This window comes from Enterobacter quasimori (assembly GCF_018597345.1).
Classification (GTDB): Bacteria; Pseudomonadota; Gammaproteobacteria; order Enterobacterales; family Enterobacteriaceae; genus Enterobacter; species Enterobacter mori.
The window spans coordinates 192,354-208,510 of record NZ_JAHEVU010000001.1; the positions used below are offsets into that span (position 1 = coordinate 192,354).

Here is a 16,157-nt window from a genome sequence, read left to right on the forward strand (position 1 = left end):
GTTTTGAAAACTATAACCGCACATTGCGTTAATGAAAGGAGCGGAGGGAAGAAAAACTCCACATTTATAGAATTAATGATTACTATTCTCATTATCATAAAGGCGGTGCGATGACGCTGCCTGTTGGAAGCGATGTCAGCAGTACACTTATTCTTCAAAAAAGGAATTGTTATGTCTTTACGTCATCTGTGCACGCCGCGCCTGCGTGGTTCTCTGCTGTTAGGCTCATTACTGTTCGCCGGTACGTTCCAGGTTCATGCTGCAGAAGAGATGCTGCGTAAAGCGGTCGGCAAAGGGGCTTATGAGATGGCGTTGAGCCAGCAGGAGAATGCGCTGTGGGTGGCGACATCACAAAGCCGTAAGACCGATAAAGGCGGCGTCGTTTATCGCCTTGACCCGGTCACGCTGGACGTGACGCAGGCGATCCACAGCGATCTCAAACCGTTCGGGGCAACCTTCGATAACGCCACCCAGACGCTGTGGCTGGGTAACACCATCAACGGTGCGGTGACGGCCATTGATGCCAAAACGGGGGACGTGAAAGGGCGTCTGGTGCTCGACGATCGTAAACGCAGCGAGACGGTCAAACCGCTGCAGCCGCGCCAGCTGGTGGCGGACGACGCGAGTAACACCGTTTACATCACCGGGGTAGGCAAAGAGAGCGTGATTTGGGTCGTGGACGGCGCCAGCCTGAAGCTGAAGGACACCATCGGCAATACCGGCACCTATAGCACCGGCCTGGCGCTGGATGCGCAGGCAAAACGTCTCTACACCACCAATGCGGACGGCGAACTGCTGACGATTGACACGGGCACCCACAAAATCATCAGCCGTAAAAAAGTCCAGGACGACGGTAAAGAGCATTTCTACCTTAACCTGAGCCTGGACACCGCCGGTCAGCGCGCGTTCCTGACCGATTCAAAGCAGCCGGAAGTGCTGGTGGTAAGCCTGAAAGACGGCAGCGTAATGGAGAAGATCGCCGCGCCTGAATCACTGGCCGTCCTGTTTAACCCAAGGCGCAATGAAGTCTACGTGACGCACCGCGAAGCGGGCAAGGTGAGCGTGATTGACGCGAAAACCTACAAGGTGACCAAAACGTTCGATACGCCGGTTTATCCGAATAGCCTGGCACTCTCTGCCGATGGTAAAACGCTGTATGTGACGGTGAAACAGAAGTCGACCCGTCAGCAGGAAGCAACCCAGCCTGACGATGTGATTCGTATTGCACTCTGATGGGGGAATTGCCCGGTGGCGCTGCGCTTACCGGGCCTACAAATTCTTGATATGTAGGCCGGGTGAGGCGAAGCCGCCACCCGGCTTTTTTATTAACGCGAGGTTTCTTCCACCAGCGGTGCGTCGTGCTTTTCATCGTCGTGATGAACCGGCGCGGTGCTGTGGATCTCGTGAACGCGCTTACGCACGCCGAACCAGCCAGCAATCAGCAGAACCGCCAGCAGTGGGATCGTCGCGATGGTGTAAGTACCGTTCGGGTAGTCAAACGCCATCAGCACCAGCACGCTGAACAGGAACAGCAGGGTGAGCCAGGAGGTCACCGGTGCGCCCGGCATCTTGAAGCTCACATCAGCCGCTTTGCCTTCTTTGATCGCTTTGCGCAGACGCATCTGGCAGACCACAATAAAGGCCCAGGAGGCGATAATGCCCAGCGCGGCGACGTTCAGAACGATCTCAAATACGCGGGACGGCACCAGATAGTTCAGGAACACGCCAAAGACGTAAACCACCAGCGTCGCCAGAATCCCCGCATAGGGAACCTGCTGCTTGCTCATCTTCGACATGAACTTCGGCGCAGAACCGCCCATCGACATGGAGCGCAGAATACGGCCAGTGGAATACAGGCCAGAGTTCAGGCTGGAGAGCGCCGCGGTCAGTACCACGATGTTCATGATGCTGCCCACATAAGGGACGCCCAGCTTAGAGAAGAAGGTCACGAACGGACTCTGACCGGCCTGATAGGCGTTCCACGGCAGCAGCAGAACCAGCAGCACCACGGAGCCGACGTAGAACAGGCCGATACGCCAGATCACGCTGTTGATGGCTTTTGGCACCATCGTCTGCGGGTCTTTACATTCACCCGCCGCGGTACCGACGAGCTCAATGGAAGCAAAAGCAAACACCACGCCCTGAACCAGCACCAGCGCAGGCAGCAGGCCGTGCGGGAAGAAGCCGCCGTTATCGGTTATCAGGTGGAAGCCGGTGGCATTGCCGTCCAGCGGTTTACCGCTGCCGAGGAACACCGTACCGACCACCAGGAACACCACGATGGCCAGCACTTTTACCAGCGCAAACCAGAACTCCATCTCGGCGAACCACTTCACGCCGATCATGTTCATGGTGCCGACAATCGCCAGCGCGCCGAGCGCAAAGACCCACTGCGGCACATCGCCAAACGCGCCCCAGTAGTGCATGTACAGCGCAACGGCGGTGATGTCGACGATACCGGTCATCGCCCAGTTGACGAAGTACATCCAGCCTGCCACGTAGGCGGCTTTTTCACCGAGGAACTCGCGAGCGTAGGAGACAAAACTGCCGCTGGACGGGCGGTGCAGTACCAGTTCGCCCAGGGCACGAAGGATGAAGAACGAGAAGATCCCGCACACCAGATAGACCAGTGCAAGTGCAGGGCCCGCCATTTGCAGACGTGCGCCAGCACCTAAAAACAGACCTGTACCGATAGCGCCGCCGATGGCGATCATTTGAACCTGACGGTTGCCCATCGCTTTGTGGTAGCCCTCTTCGTGGGAGTTCAACCAGCGACGTTTAGCAGCATGATGATCGGCTGCGCTTTTATTGCTTGTTTTCATTGAGTTACCTGTTTGCCTGTCTGAACCATTATCGTGATAGTCCTGCCTGGCAGAACGCAATACAAACGATTGCTTCTGCGCAAACACATGCTGCCTTTCCAGTCATTCTGTGTATGGATAAGGCGAAACATGGCGTGGCATCCTACCCGCAATTGATAAGCGACGCAAAATATAACCGTGCCGAAAGTGATGCACGTCGAAGGAAATCGTGTGGTCAGAGCAGACGGGGATCACAACGCGCTGAAACGTGGTGAGTTTTTAGACAAAACGCGCGTTGAAGCGGTGCTTTAATCATCAGGTTTGCTTAATAATTACCTGTGGGTATCGCTGACGGCTGACGCAGGGCATCCAGCAGCAGCTTGAAAGCGTGCGCATGCTGGCGACGACTGGGATAATAAAGGTGATATCCTTCAAAGGTCGGACACCAGGCATCGAGGACCTGAACTAACCGTCCTTCTGACACGGCCTTACTGATCGACGTTTCCGGCACGTAGGCCAAACCGAGACCGTTCCCGGCGGCATCGATACGCTGCGGCAGGCTGTTCAACGTAAGCTGTCCTTCAACGCGTACGCTAAAACCGCGCCCGTCGCGTTCAAATTCCCAGGCATATAATCCCCCAAGAGTGGGCAGGCGCATATTGATGCAGCGGTGTGTCGCAAGCTGCTCCGGTGTTTCCGGCACGCCAAAGCGCTCCAGATAATCTTCGGACGCGACGACGGCCATACGCATGTCCGGCGCGATCCTCACCGCCACCATATCTTTCGCCACCTGTTCACCCAGGCGCACGCCCGCGTCGAAACGCCCATCAACAATGTCGGTCAGGCCGTTATCCACCGTCACTTCAACGTTAATATCCGGGTATTGCGCCATAAAGGGTTTCAACACCGGCCAAAGTACGCTCTCCATGGCATGTTCACCCGCGGTAATACGGATATTTCCCGCAGGCCTGTCGCGCGTATCGCGCAGCGCCGTTAGCTCCTGTTCGATCTCCATCAGGTGGGGACGTAAGCGGATAAAAAGCTGCTCGCCGGCCTCGGTAGGCGCCACGCTACGGGTGGTTCTGGTCAACAGGCGAACGCCGAGTCGGGCTTCAAGATTGCGCATCGCATGGCTCAGTGCCGACTGCGAGACGCCCAGCTGTGCCGCGGCTCGTGTAAAGCTGCGCTCGCGGGTGACGACCATAAACGAGAGCAGATCGTTGAAATTGTCTTTTAACATGACGGCTATCCCTCATTTATGAATTCAGTTCATGTTTACGTTCTGATTATGCACTCTAATGCTGCGGATGGCTTTGCGCTACTGTTAACGCAACAGTCAACGAGGAGTACATGATGAAAATTATCCGTAGCGGCTCATTACCGTCAGTAAAGGGGCCAGACGCCTGGTTCACCGGCACCGTGCGCATTGATGCGCCGTTCCAGGCGACAGAACCGGCAAAAGTAGGCGGGGCCACGGTGACCTTCGAGCCGGGCGCGCGTACCGCCTGGCACACTCATCCGCTTGGGCAAACGCTGATTGTCACCCAGGGGCGCGGCTGGCTGCAGGAGTGGGGTAAAGAGGCTGAACCGCTTAACCAGGGCGACATCGCGTGGATCCCGCCGGGCGTCAAGCACTGGCACGGCGCGTGTGCGCAAACGGCGATGACTCATATTGCCATCGCCGAAGCGGTAAACGGCAGTCCGGTTGAGTGGCTGGAGAAAGTGAGTGACCTGCAGTACCCGAATGATTAGCTATTGAGCGTTTCGGTGACAAAAAGAAAGGGATATGATGCGATCCCTTTTTTTCAGCATAGTCAGGCGGAACGGTGAAAATCAATATTATCGGCACCAGCGGGAGTGGCAAAAGCACGCTTGCCCGGCGCATCGCAACGGAATTGTCACTCCCGTACATTGAGATGGACAGGCTGTACTGGCGTCCTGACTGGCAGGGAACGCCCGACGAGGTGCTGCTGAAAACGCTGGCGGAGACGCTGGCCGCCACGCCCGGCTGGGTGCTCGACGGTAACTACAACCGCACTCGTCACGTGAAGTGGCATGAGGTGGATCTGGTGGTGTGGGTGGACTGCGGGTTTGCCCGCACGCTCTGGCAGGCAGTCACGCGCGCCTTCAGGCGCGCATGGCACCAGCAGGAACTGTGGCCCGGCACCGGAAACCGCGAAAGCTTCCGCCGCTCCTTTTTCAGCCGGGAGTCCATCATCATCTGGACTATCAAAACCTGGCGCAGCAATCGCGAACGCTACGAAGCCGATCTGAAAAATCCGCAATATGACCACATTCGCTTTGTCCGCATCACCTGTCGGCAGGAGGCGGAGGCGCTGATTTCATCGCTTAAATCACACCCTTAGCAGGGTTTACATATCTGATTTTCGGCAAACTAAATGTAAATTAATTGTTTCTCAGAGGTTAATCGCGCCTTTAATAATGACGACATGTTAAGTCAAACGAGAACGCAACATGTCATGGCGAATCAGCATTCTGGATAAAAGCCCCGTCGCAGAACACGAAACCGCCGCCGATGCGCTGGCGCGTACCTTAACACTGGCGCAGCTGGCGGAAACGCTGGGTTATCACCGCTTCTGGATTGCCGAACACCACAACACCCCTCAGCTCGCCAGCCCCTCGCCGGAACTGCTGATTGCCTGGATCCTCGGGCAAACAAAGCGCATTCGCGTGGGATCGGGCGGCGTCATGCTTCAGCACTACAGCCCCTATAAGGTCGCAGAAAACTTTAATCTTCTGGCCGCTCTGGCCCCGGGCCGCGTGGATCTGGGCGTCGGGAAAGCCCCCGGCGGTCTCCCGCTCTCTACCCGCGCACTGCAGCTCGGATTACATCCTCAGGAAAAAGGCAGCTTTGCTGAACAGCTGACGCAGCTGGACGGCTGGATCCGCCCTGAAAATCAGTCGGCGGAGGAGGCCGTTCGCGCCACGCCGCTGCCGCCAGTGCCTGCGCAGGGGTTCCTGCTGGGAGCCAGTACCGAAAGCGCGCGGCTCGCCGCATCGCTTGACTGGCACTTTGTCTTTGCCGCCCATCTGAACGGCGATCCGGAACTGCTGCGAGAGGTGGTATCAACCTGGCGTCAGAACAGCACCCGCGATGTGATTGTTGCAGTGCAGGCCATTGTGGCGGAGTCGCAGGAGCAGGCCGACGCGCTGGCGCAGAAGGTCGAAGTATGGGGCGTTGAGCTGGCAAACGGCCAGCGCGTGACCGTCGCCAGCGAAGAACAGGCCTACGCCTTTGCGCGTCAGGCAGGCAGCGAGCCGGTGCGTATTGCCCGCCGGGCGCAGTCCCTGCTGGCGGGCACCGCTGACTCGGTGCTTGAACAGCTTAACGCCCTGCACGCGCAGTGGGGCATTGACGAATTTATCATCGACACGCCGGTCGCGGAGGGAGCAACGCGCCTCGCGTCGCTGCGTCTGCTGGCCGAAGCGCGTCTCAACAAGGAGGTCACCGTATGAGTTTTGGCGAACAACTGATTGCCTGGCGTCGTGAGCTGCACCAGAACCCGGAACTCTCCGGCCAGGAGATCGAAACGACGGCACGCCTGCGCCAGTGGCTGACGAATGCCGGCATTACGCCGCTGCCGTATGATCTGACAACCGGGCTGGTGGCGGAAATCGGGACGGGTAAAAAGCTGATTGCGCTGCGGGCAGACATTGATGCGTTGCCGATAGAGGAGCGCAGCGGCGTGCCGTTTAGCTCGCAGCGTGCGGGGGTGATGCATGCCTGCGGACACGACGTCCACACCAGCGTGATCCTCGGCGCGGCGCTGAAGCTCAAAGAGCGTGAAGCGTCGCTCGACGGGCGGGTGCGGATCCTGTTCCAGCCTGCGGAAGAGAACTTTGGCGGTGCGAAGAGCATGGTGCGCGCCGGTGCCCTGCGTGACGTTAGCGCCATCTTCGGTATGCATAACGAGCCGGGGCTGTCGGTCGGTGAGTTTGCCACTCGCGGCGGGCCGTTTTATGCCAACGTTGACCGCTTCGTGATTCGCATTACCGGCAAGGGTGCACACGCCGCACGCCCACACGAAGGCAACGACGCCATTGTGCTGGCGAGCCAGCTGGTGACGGCGCTGCAAAGCGTCGCCAGCCGCAACGTCAATACGCTGGATTCGGTGGTACTGAGCGTAACGCGCATTGCCGGAGGCAACACCTGGAACGTCCTGCCGGAAAGCGTGGAGCTGGAAGGCACGCTGCGCACCCATCGCACGGAAGTGCAGCAAAACGTGAAGGCCCGCGTCGGGGAAATCGCCGCCGGGTTTGCCAGCGCCTTCAGTGCGCAGATCGACATCACCTGGTATGCCGGACCGACCGCGCTGGTGAACGACGAACGCTGGGCGGATTTCGCCACCTCCGTTGCCAGAGAGTCAGGGTACGAAACCCAGCACGCGGAACTGCACATGGGCGGGGAGGATTTTGCGGTCTATCTGCAGTCTGTTCCTGGCGCGTTTGTCAGCATTGGCAGCAACAGCCCGTTCGGTTTACACCACCCGTCCTTTAATCCGGATGAGACCTTAATTGAACCCGCTGCCCGCTATTTTGCACAGCTTGCGGAAAAAGCCCTGCAACACGTTTAATTTATTTGAGGTGAATATGTCTGCACATCGTCAACTGCGGCTGGGAACCATTTTGCATGGTGCATCCGGAAATATGTCAGCCTGGCGTCATCCTGCGGCAATCGCGGATGCCAGCATCAATTTTGATTTTGTTAAAGAGACGGCGCTAAAAGCGGAAGCGGGCAAACTCGATTTCTTATTCGTGGCCGACGGTCTCTATATTAACCAGAAATCGATCCCGCATTTTTTAAACCGCTTTGAACCGCTAACGGTATTATCCGCGCTGGCGAGTATTACCTCACGTCTTGGCCTGGTGGGAACCTTATCCACCTCCTACAGCGAGCCTTTTACCGTGGCACGTCAGTTTGCCAGCCTCGATCACCTGAGCAACGGACGCGCGGGCTGGAACGTGGTGACCTCGCCGCTGGAAGGCTCAGCGAAGAATTTTTCCCGTGAAAAGCATCCCGAGCACGCGCTGCGCTATCGCATTGCGGACGAGTATCTCGACGTGGTGAAAGGGCTGTGGGATTCCTGGGAAGGGGACGCGTTTATCCGCAATAAAGAGAGCGGCCAGTTTTTTGACCCGGCCAAACTGCATACGCTCGATCACCACGGTGACTTCTTCCAGGTCGCCGGGCCGCTGAATATTGGCCGCACCCCGCAGGGGCGTCCGATTGTCTTTCAGGCCGGGGCGTCGGACGACGGGAAAAGGCTGGCGGCGAAGCATGCCGACGCCATTTTTACCCATCACGAGACGCTTGACGAGGCAAAAGCCTTTTACCGGGACGTAAAACAGCAGCTGGAAACAAACGGCCGCCGCGCGTCTGATTTACATATTTTCCAGGGCGTCAGCGTGATTGTGGGTAAAGATGCCGAAGACGTGGAAAACCAGTACCAGACCACGGCGGCGCTGGTGTCGATTAACGACGCCCTCAACTACCTCGGGCGTTATTTTGAACATCACGATTTCAGCCAGTATCCGCTCGACGAGCCGTTCCCGGATATCGGTGACTTAGGCAAAAACAGCTTCCGCAGCACCACCGATGAAATCAAGCGTAACGCCCGCGAGCGCAACTTGACCCTGCGTCAGGTGGCGCTTGAGGCCGCTTCGCCGCGCCCGCGCTTTTCCGGCACGCCGGAAGAGGTGGCCGACGGCCTGCAGGCCTGGTTTGAAGGCTATGCCGCAGATGGCTTCATCATTCAGGGCGGCACGCCGGACACCTTCCCGCGCTTTGTTGATCAGGTGGTGCCCGTTCTGCAGGCCCGCGGCCTGTTCCGCACCGACTACCCGGGCACCACGCTGCGCGAAAGTCTGGGCTTAGACGAACCTAAAAACCAATACGCACAACAATAAAAGAGAACCCCGCTATGCAGAAAACATCGCTTATTCTGGCGCTCGCGCTGGCCTTTACCCCTGCCGTCTGGGCAGAGAATGTGAATATTAACGGCACCGGCGTGAGCATCGAGGCCAATAAAACGCCGGTTAACACTGCCAAAAACAATGATGCGGTGGCACAGCTGCCGAAAGACTATCGCTTTGCCGTACCGGGAAAATTCACGGTAGCGGTGGCCGCGCTTAACTCACCGCCGCTGACCGTTTTCTCCGACGACAACAAAACGCTGCTGGGAAGCGAAGTGGACATCGCCCGTCTGGTCGCCGACAGCCTGGGGCTGGAGCTGAACGTGGTGCCGACCTCCTGGGAAGACTGGCCGCTGGGCGTGGCCTCCGGGAAATACGATGCCGCCATCAGCAACATTACCGTCACCAAAGAGCGCAAAGAGAAGTTTGACTTTGCCACCTACCGAAAAGATTCCCTCGGGTTCTACGTGAAATCAACCAGCCCGATCAAGTCGCTTGAGAAGGCGGAGGACATCGCCGGGCTGCGGATTATCGTCGGCTCCGGCACTAACCAGGAGGCCATTCTGCTCGCATGGAATGCCGAAAACCTGAAGAAGGGGCTGAAGCCCTTTACTCCGATCTATACCAAAGACGATGCGGCACAAACGCTGGCGCTGCAGTCCGGACGCGCGGATGCCTACTTCGGTCCGAACGTGATTGGCGCGTGGAAAGCGGCGCTGAACGGGAAAACCAAACTGGTGGGCAGCGTCGACGGCGGATGGCCAAAGGCGGCGCACATCGCGGTGACGCTGAAAAAAGGCAGCGGGCTGGTTGAGCCGGTACAAACCGCGCTGAACGGTACGATCAAAAACGGCGACTACGACAAAGTGCTGAACCGCTGGGGGGAAGGCGTTGAGCGTATTCCTCAGTCCGAAGTGAACCCGGCGGGCCTGGGCGATTAAGGAGGCTGCATGAGCGAACAATTTCGTGACGTTTCGCCGGAAGATGCCGAGCTGCAGCCCATTATTGAGGGGCTGTTCGGTGAATACGCCGCCCGCTACGGGGACTACTTCTCCAAAGACGCGGAAGTTGAGCTCACCGAGTGGTATTTAGCGCCGCAGGGGCTGTTTATCGTGCTGGAGCGCGACGGAAAGATTATCGCCACCGGCGCGTACAAACCGTTCGACGAACGTACCGCGGAAATCAAACGCATCTGGACGGACAAAACCCTGCGTCAGCAGGGGCTTGCCGGGCGCGTGGTGCAGGAGCTGGAGCGCAGGGCGGTGCTGGCAGGGTACAGCCAAATCTACCTGACGACCGGCTTTCGCCAGCCGGAGGCGGTCAGGCTCTATCTCAGCCAGGGCTATCAGCCGCAGTTCGATCTGAACCGCGATCCGGAAGAGTACAGCCAGCCTCCGTTTGACGGCCGGCTGCGCTTCACCAAAACGCTGGTACGCGAAGCGTTCAGTAAAACCGCATGAGGAATGACGATGAGCAACGTTGAAACCATTAAGGTGGTCCCGGCACGTTATCCGCTGCGGGCCGTCGGCGCCGCGGTGGCGCTGTTTGTCCTGGCGGTCGTGATTCAGTCGGTGGCCTTTAACCCGCGCTGGGAGTGGGCGGTATTCGCCCGCTGGTTCTTTGACCCGGTGATCCTCGAAGGCGTAGGGCAGACCCTGCTGCTGACCCTGATCGGCACCGCGCTGAGCGTGGTGTTGGGCGGCCTGCTGGCGCTGGCGAGACTGTCCTCGTCATGGCTGCTGAACAGCCTGGCGTGGGGCTATATCTGGCTGTTTCGGTCGCTGCCGCTGATTGTGGTGCTGATCATTCTCTACAACTTCTCCTATCTCTACGACACGCTCTCGCTCGGCGTGCCGTTCACCGGCATCACGTGGGGCAGCTTCGAGACCATCAACGTGCTGGGGCAGTTCTCTACCGCCGTGGTGGGGCTAACCCTGGTGCAGAGCGCCTATACCGCCGAGATCATTCGCGGGGGCTTCCTTGGGGTCGATCACGGCCAGTATGAAGCGGCTGCCGCGCTGGGTCTCCCGGCCTGGCGTCGCACGGTGCGCATCATTTTGCCTCAGGCGCTGCGCACCATCCTGCCGTCGGGGTTTAATGAAATCATCAGTCTCGCCAAAGGTACGGCAATGGTGTACGTCCTGGCGATGCCGGAGCTGTTTTATACCATTCAGATGATCTACAACCGCACGCAGGAGGTGATCCCGCTGCTGATGGTCGGCGCAGCCTGGTACCTGGCGATTACCACCGTCCTGTCCGCTATCCAGTACGGTGTTGAACGCGCGCTTGCCCGCAGCGAACGCCGCTCTGCCGTTAACCAGAACCGCGCCGCCCGTCGTACCCGTTCTGTCACGACCACGCCAGCACAGGAGCCCGTCCATGCAAGCCTCTCCTGAAGGACATATTTCGATTACCGGCGTCAGCAAGTTTTTTGGCCGCCATAAGGCGCTCGATAACGTCTCGCTTGAGATCCCTCCCGGGTCCGTGACGGTCATCCTCGGGCCGTCCGGCTCGGGCAAATCAACCCTGCTGCGCACCATTAACCACCTGGAGCGCGTCGACGAGGGCTTTATCCAGATCGACGGGGACTACATCGGCTATCGCCGTCAGGGTGACAGGCTTTACGAGTTGAAGGAGAAGGAGATCCTCAAACAGCGCGTCAACGTGGGCTATGTGTTCCAGAACTTCAATCTTTTTCCCCATCTGACGGTGCTGGAAAACCTGATAGAAGCGCCTATCGCGCACAAAAAGCTCAGCAAAAAAGAGGCGGTGGAACGGGCGTACAGCCTGCTGGACGTGGTCGGGCTGCGGGATAAAGCCGATGCCTGGTCCCGCCATCTCTCCGGCGGTCAGCAGCAGCGTATCGCGATTGCGCGCGCGCTGGCGCTGCGCCCCCGCGTGATGCTGTTTGATGAGCCGACCTCTGCGCTCGACCCTGAACTGGTTGGCGAAGTGCTGGACGTCATCAAAAAGCTCGCCCGATCCGGCACCACGCTGGTGGTCGTCACCCACGAGATCGGCTTTGCCCGTGAAGTGGCGGATCAGGTGGTGTTTATGGTTGACGGGAAAATCGTTGAGCAGGGCAGTAGCGACGAGGTGTTGAACCGTCCATCGCATGCGCGAACGCGCCAGTTTCTGTCTAAAGTGCTGTAAGGAGCGCAGATGAAATACGGACTTCTGGCGGGGCTGGTCTTCACGACGGTAAGCCACGCCAGCATTGATGTGAAAGCCAACGAGCAGCCGCTGCCGGTCACGCTCGATCCGCAGGCGGTGGCGAAGATCCCCGCGAACTACAAATTTGTTGAGCCGGGTACGCTGACGGTGGCCATTTCGGCCCTCAATTCCCCGCCCCTGGCGCTGCTGGCCAGCGATAACCGCACGCGCATCGGCAGCGATCCGGATATCGCCCGCCTGCTGGCGGGCAGTCTGGGGCTAAAGCTGAAGCTGGTGCCGACGGCATGGGAAGACTGGCCGCTGGGGATTAGCTCCGGGCGCTACGACGTGGCGCTGGTGAACATTGCGGTGACCGAACAGCGCAAAGAGAAGTTTGATTTCGCCACCTATCGCGTCGATTCGCTGGCGTTTTCGGTGAAATCCACCAGCGAGATCCAGTCAATCAAAAGCGCGGAAGATCTGGCAGGGAAAAAGGTGATTGTCGGCTCCGGTACGAATCAGGAACGCATTCTGCTGGGCTGGAACGAAGAGAACAAAAAGGCGGGGCGGACGCATGCGCTGCCGATCTATCTGACCGACGATGCCTCGGGCAATCTCTATATTCAGTCCGGCAGGGCCGATGTGTTCTTTGGCCCTCAGTCGGTTTCAGCCTACAAAGCGGCGCTGACGGGAAAAACGCGCGTCGTGGGGTTAGGGCCGAAGAAGGCGTTTGTCGCGACGACCACGAAAAAAGGCAATGAGCTGGTGTACGCGCTGCAGGCCGCGCTGGATGGTGCAATTAAGCGGGGAGAGTACCAGAGGGTGCTGGCACGCTGGGGTGAGCAGGGCGAAGCGGTGGCGCAGTCGGAGGTCAACCCGCCTGGGATAACCTATTAATGGTGCTCTACACTTAGGATTTTCACTCCTGAGGGGGCAACATGATTAAACTCTATGGCGTACCCGGCTGGGGCTCGGCAATCAGCGAAGTGATGCTAACTCTGGCAGATATTCCTTATCAGTTTGTCAACGTGGACGGGTTTGACCAGCCCGGCCCGCAGCGGGAGCTGCTGCAAAAGCTCAACCCGCTGTGTCAGGTGCCTACGCTTGAGCTTGAAAACGGCGCCATCATGACGGAAACCGCGGCGATTGCCCTGATGGTGCTCGACCGTTGCCCGGATCTTGCCCCGCCCGTCGGCCAGGCCGAGCGCCAGCAGTTCCAGCGTTTGCTCATCTGGTTTGTGGCGAACGTCTATCCCACCTTTACCTATGCCGATTATCCGGAACGCTGGGTGCCCGACGCGCCGGAGCAGCTGAAGAAAAACTGCATTGAGTACCGGAAATCACTCTATCTGTGGTTCGATGGCCAACTTACCGCGTCTCCTTTTGCGCTGGGGGAGCGGCTGACGATGCTCGACGTCTATATTGCGGTCGCGCGCACCTGGGGGCCACGGCGCGAATGGTTTGCGGCCAACACGCCAAAGATCACCGCGATCGCAGATTCAGTGTGTGCGCTACCTGAACTGCACAAGGTGTTAAAGGCAAACGAGATTATCTGATAACGTTGGAAGGCGATTACATAAAAGGAAACCTGCAAATGCCACACGTAGATATCAAATGTTTTCCCCGCGATCTGAATGACGAACAAAAATCCGCCCTGGCGGCGGATATCGCCGAGGTGATTATTCGTCATTTCGACAGCAAAGACAGTTCCGTATCGGTTGCGTTGAACCAGGTGCAGCCGGAAGAGTGGAAAGAGCAGGTCTGGGATGTTGAGATTGGCCCTAAGCTGGATGAGCTGATCAAGAAGCCAGGGTATTCGATGTAAGCCTTGTTGCCGGGTGGCGGCTTCGCCTTACCCGGCCTACACCCGCCAATGTCCGCGGTTTTGTAGGCCGGGCAAGCTCAGCGCCACCCGGCGATTTAACCATACAACTCGGGATGCTCTTTCAGCAGCGTCAACATGGTGTCTCTGATCTCATCCTGCGCCTCGTGCATCCACACCGCCTCCAACGGCATTCCCGTGGCTTCCGGCCCGGTTAACTGCACAAACTTCACGCCCGCGACCTGAAAACGGCTGCTCCAGGCAGGCACAATCGCCAGGCCAATACCGGCGGCAACCAGGTTGATAATGGTCTGTTTCTCGTCCGCCATCTGTGACACTGTCACCTTTACTCCCGCATGATGAAACAAATTCATGGTTAAATCATGGCTGTGCGGGCGAGAGCGTCGCTCCGGCAGGATCATCGGCATCCCTTCCAGCTCACGAATCTCAACCGCGTCGCGATCGGCGAACGGGTGACTCAACGGAAGGGCGAGAATACCCGGCTCATGACACAAAAACAGACGCTCAAACTGCGGGTCGAGCTGGGAAGGCGGGCGGATAAACACCAGATCGAGCCTGCCGCTTTTGAGCTTCGGCAGAAGATGCACGGTTTTATCTTCGTACAGCTGGATCTCAACCTCAGGATAACGCTGGCGAAAAAGTTGCAGTAGGCCTGGCAGCAGGCCAATCGCGGCGCTGTCTATGGTTCCCACGCGTAAAAGCGGCTGTGCGCGGCGCGGATTTTGACGAAATTGCAACATAATCGCATCGGCATGGGCGAGGAGCTTTCGCGCCTCTTCGCGCAGCAGTATCCCGTTTTCCGTCAGCGCCACGCGGCGGGTCGAGCGGGTAAAAAGCCGTGTGCCAAGTGCCTCTTCTAAAAGACGAATATTCCTGCCAAGCGCTGACGGCAGCATATCCAGACGATGCGCCGCCTCGCCAAAATGCAGTGTCTCTGCGACCGCCAGAAAACAGCGTAAGTGCTGAAGCTCCATTTTTTACCCACCCTCGATTATTGCATTTTTTTGTATAAACCGTAGCGCATGATCCCGCAAGAAAAATCAGCATACTCATTCAAAGCAGCCCGACTGCGACCCTACATAAAAAATTATAAGGAACACACCTCATGACCTGCACAATCGAACAACGGGTCATGCGCAAGATCGCCTTGCGCATCGTACCCTTTATCATGCTGTTGTATTTCATCGCCTTTCTCGACCGCGTAAATATCGGCTTCGCGGCGCTCACGATGAACGAAGAGCTGGGTTTCTCGCCCGCCGTATTTGGTTTCGGCGCGGGGATTTTCTTTCTCGGCTATTTCCTTTTTGAAGTTCCCTCAAACCTGATCCTGCATAAGGTCGGCGCACGTATCTGGATAGCCAGGGTGATGATCACCTGGGGCCTGGTCTCCGGTGCAATGGCCTTTGTGCAGGGCACGACCAGCTTCTACACGCTGCGCTTTTTGCTCGGCGTGGCGGAAGCCGGATTTTTCCCCGGCATCATTCTTTATCTCAGCTACTGGTTTCCGGCGCAGAAACGCGCACAGGTCACGGCGATCTTTATGGCGGCGGCCCCCATCTCCACCGCGCTTGGTTCGCCGGTGTCCGCTGCGCTACTCGAAATGCACGGGCTGATGGGCTTTGCGGGCTGGCAGTGGATGTTTGTTCTCGAAGCCGTTCCGGCGGTCATTCTGGGCGTAGTGGTGCTGTTCTGGCTGACCGATCGCCCGGAAAAGGCCAAATGGCTCAACGATGAGGAGCGCGGCTGGTTAATTGCGACGCTTGCACGGGAAAACGCCGCGAAGCAGGCCACCGCGCAGCACAGCGTCTGGAAAGGGCTGCTTGATAAGCGTGTGCTTGCCCTGTCGCTGGTCTATTTCGGTACGTCTGCCGGGCTGTACACGCTGGGGATTTGGTCGCCGCAGATCATCAAAACCCTGGGGATTTCATCGATGTCGGTCGGCCTGCTGAATGTCATTCCTGCCGTGATTGCCGTCTGCGCGATGGTGCTGTGGGCGCGGCACTCGGATAAAACCGGCGAACGTCCCTGGCACGTTATCGGTGCCTGCCTGCTGGCGGCGGTGGGGCTGTTTATGGCCGGAAATGCGACAACCATTGTCGGGGTTATCTTCGCTCTGACCATCGTGAACTGCGGGATCAGCGCCTCTAAACCACCGCTGTGGAGCATGCCAACGCTGTTCTTATCCGGCTCTGCGGCGGCGGCGGGGATCGCCACCATTAACTCACTGGGCAATCTGGGCGGTTTCGTCGGACCGTTCATGATTGGCCTCATAAAACAGCAGACCGGCAGCTACACCTGGGGCCTGTGGTTTGTGGCCGGGCTGCTCATTCTCTCTTCGCTTGTTGTCCTGTGGCTGTCGGCATCCGCCCGTAAAGCCCAGGCCGGCGGCACGCTGATTCAACCAAAACATTAATAAGGAACATAAA

The 16,157-nt window shown here is 58.2% G+C and carries 15 protein-coding genes and 1 pseudogene; 13 read left to right on the forward strand and 3 right to left on the reverse strand.

Annotation, left to right across the window (positions count from 1 at the left end; all coding sequences use genetic code 11):
• The first annotated feature begins 171 nt into the window (after positions 1-171).
• The gene (yncE, locus tag KK102_RS00895) at positions 172-1,233 is read left to right on the forward strand and encodes a 7-bladed beta-propeller protein YncE (RefSeq protein ID WP_216356710.1); all 1,062 of its coding nucleotides are present in this window, start codon (positions 172-174) and stop codon (positions 1,231-1,233) included.
• Positions 1,234-1,325: 92 nt separating this feature from the next.
• Here the strand turns inward: yncE and ansP are convergent, their stop codons facing one another.
• Both ansP and KK102_RS00905 read right to left on the reverse strand, forming a co-directional pair.
• Positions 1,326-2,822: an L-asparagine permease gene (ansP, locus tag KK102_RS00900; protein ID WP_010431489.1), complete on the reverse strand. Its 1,497-nt coding sequence runs from the start codon at positions 2,820-2,822 to the stop codon at positions 1,326-1,328.
• 304 nt (positions 2,823-3,126) lie between these two features.
• Positions 3,127-4,041 carry a LysR family transcriptional regulator gene (locus KK102_RS00905; protein ID WP_126544778.1) on the reverse strand — a complete coding sequence of 305 codons (915 nt, stop codon included), beginning with the start codon at positions 4,039-4,041 and terminating at the stop codon, positions 3,127-3,129.
• A gap of 113 nt (positions 4,042-4,154) precedes the next feature.
• Here KK102_RS00905 and KK102_RS00910 point away from each other — a divergent pair, with 113 nt between their 5' ends.
• The 11 genes and pseudogenes from KK102_RS00910 (at position 4,155) to pptA (ending at position 13,713) form a co-directional block, all read left to right on the forward strand.
• Positions 4,155-4,553 carry a (R)-mandelonitrile lyase gene (locus KK102_RS00910; RefSeq protein WP_126544786.1) on the forward strand — a complete coding sequence of 133 codons (399 nt, stop codon included), beginning with the start codon at positions 4,155-4,157 and terminating at the stop codon, positions 4,551-4,553.
• A 74-nt stretch (positions 4,554-4,627) separates the two neighbouring features.
• Complete coding sequence (locus KK102_RS00915) at positions 4,628-5,167, forward strand: AAA family ATPase (RefSeq protein ID WP_216356711.1); 540 nt, start codon at positions 4,628-4,630, stop codon at positions 5,165-5,167.
• A 109-nt stretch (positions 5,168-5,276) separates the two neighbouring features.
• A complete protein-coding gene (locus KK102_RS00920) occupies positions 5,277-6,278 on the forward strand; it encodes an LLM class flavin-dependent oxidoreductase (RefSeq protein WP_216356712.1) in 1,002 nt (333 codons plus the stop codon).
• The gene (locus tag KK102_RS00925; RefSeq protein ID WP_216356713.1) at positions 6,275-7,396 is read left to right on the forward strand and encodes an amidohydrolase; all 1,122 of its coding nucleotides are present in this window, start codon (positions 6,275-6,277) and stop codon (positions 7,394-7,396) included. The genes KK102_RS00920 and KK102_RS00925 overlap by 4 nt, the downstream gene beginning before the upstream one ends.
• Before the next feature lie 16 nt (positions 7,397-7,412).
• Positions 7,413-9,676: pseudogene (locus KK102_RS22165) on the forward strand (NtaA/DmoA family FMN-dependent monooxygenase).
• A gap of 9 nt (positions 9,677-9,685) precedes the next feature.
• Positions 9,686-10,195 (forward strand): GNAT family N-acetyltransferase, encoded by a 510-nt coding sequence (locus KK102_RS00940; RefSeq protein WP_047745574.1) that lies wholly within the window; start codon positions 9,686-9,688, stop codon positions 10,193-10,195.
• Positions 10,196-10,204: 9 nt separating this feature from the next.
• A complete protein-coding gene (locus tag KK102_RS00945) occupies positions 10,205-11,131 on the forward strand; it encodes an amino acid ABC transporter permease (RefSeq protein ID WP_126544771.1) in 927 nt (308 codons plus the stop codon).
• Positions 11,115-11,888 carry an amino acid ABC transporter ATP-binding protein gene (locus KK102_RS00950; protein WP_024909602.1) on the forward strand — a complete coding sequence of 258 codons (774 nt, stop codon included), beginning with the start codon at positions 11,115-11,117 and terminating at the stop codon, positions 11,886-11,888. Before KK102_RS00945 ends, KK102_RS00950 begins: the two co-directional genes overlap by 17 nt.
• Before the next feature lie 9 nt (positions 11,889-11,897).
• Positions 11,898-12,785: a transporter substrate-binding domain-containing protein gene (locus tag KK102_RS00955; RefSeq protein WP_216356715.1), complete on the forward strand. Its 888-nt coding sequence runs from the start codon at positions 11,898-11,900 to the stop codon at positions 12,783-12,785.
• A gap of 41 nt (positions 12,786-12,826) precedes the next feature.
• The gene (locus KK102_RS00960; protein ID WP_216356716.1) at positions 12,827-13,444 is read left to right on the forward strand and encodes a glutathione S-transferase family protein; all 618 of its coding nucleotides are present in this window, start codon (positions 12,827-12,829) and stop codon (positions 13,442-13,444) included.
• Positions 13,445-13,482: 38 nt separating this feature from the next.
• On the forward strand, positions 13,483-13,713 hold the full coding sequence (pptA, locus tag KK102_RS00965) for a tautomerase PptA (RefSeq protein ID WP_126544769.1): 231 nt from the start codon (positions 13,483-13,485) through the stop codon (positions 13,711-13,713).
• Positions 13,714-13,808: 95 nt separating this feature from the next.
• Here the strand turns inward: pptA and KK102_RS00970 are convergent, their stop codons facing one another.
• Positions 13,809-14,705 carry a LysR family transcriptional regulator gene (locus KK102_RS00970; protein WP_126544768.1) on the reverse strand — a complete coding sequence of 299 codons (897 nt, stop codon included), beginning with the start codon at positions 14,703-14,705 and terminating at the stop codon, positions 13,809-13,811.
• A gap of 131 nt (positions 14,706-14,836) precedes the next feature.
• On the opposite strand from KK102_RS00970, the gene KK102_RS00975 reads away from it, so the two are divergent.
• Positions 14,837-16,144 (forward strand): MFS transporter, encoded by a 1,308-nt coding sequence (locus KK102_RS00975; protein ID WP_216356717.1) that lies wholly within the window; start codon positions 14,837-14,839, stop codon positions 16,142-16,144.
• The last annotated feature ends 13 nt before the right edge of the window (positions 16,145-16,157 follow it).

Excerpts from the sequence above, each read along its gene's own strand:
- ansP (WP_010431489.1), bottom strand. The coding sequence starts at position 2,822 with ATGAAAACAAGCAATAAAAGCGCAGCCGATCATCATGCTGCTAAACGT.
- KK102_RS00925 (WP_216356713.1), top strand. The coding sequence starts at position 6,275 with ATGAGTTTTGGCGAACAACTGATTGCCTGGCGTCGTGAGCTGCACCAG.
- KK102_RS00970 (WP_126544768.1), bottom strand. The coding sequence starts at position 14,705 with ATGGAGCTTCAGCACTTACGCTGTTTTCTGGCGGTCGCAGAGACACTG.
- KK102_RS00960 (WP_216356716.1), top strand. The coding sequence starts at position 12,827 with ATGATTAAACTCTATGGCGTACCCGGCTGGGGCTCGGCAATCAGCGAA.
- KK102_RS00905 (WP_126544778.1), bottom strand. The coding sequence starts at position 4,041 with ATGTTAAAAGACAATTTCAACGATCTGCTCTCGTTTATGGTCGTCACC.
- KK102_RS00910 (WP_126544786.1), top strand. The coding sequence starts at position 4,155 with ATGAAAATTATCCGTAGCGGCTCATTACCGTCAGTAAAGGGGCCAGAC.
- KK102_RS00975 (WP_216356717.1), top strand. The coding sequence starts at position 14,837 with ATGACCTGCACAATCGAACAACGGGTCATGCGCAAGATCGCCTTGCGC.
- KK102_RS00950 (WP_024909602.1), top strand. The coding sequence starts at position 11,115 with ATGCAAGCCTCTCCTGAAGGACATATTTCGATTACCGGCGTCAGCAAG.
- KK102_RS00920 (WP_216356712.1), top strand. The coding sequence starts at position 5,277 with ATGTCATGGCGAATCAGCATTCTGGATAAAAGCCCCGTCGCAGAACAC.
- KK102_RS00945 (WP_126544771.1), top strand. The coding sequence starts at position 10,205 with ATGAGCAACGTTGAAACCATTAAGGTGGTCCCGGCACGTTATCCGCTG.
- pptA (WP_126544769.1), top strand. The coding sequence starts at position 13,483 with ATGCCACACGTAGATATCAAATGTTTTCCCCGCGATCTGAATGACGAA.
- KK102_RS00955 (WP_216356715.1), top strand. The coding sequence starts at position 11,898 with ATGAAATACGGACTTCTGGCGGGGCTGGTCTTCACGACGGTAAGCCAC.
- yncE (WP_216356710.1), top strand. The coding sequence starts at position 172 with ATGTCTTTACGTCATCTGTGCACGCCGCGCCTGCGTGGTTCTCTGCTG.
- KK102_RS00940 (WP_047745574.1), top strand. The coding sequence starts at position 9,686 with ATGAGCGAACAATTTCGTGACGTTTCGCCGGAAGATGCCGAGCTGCAG.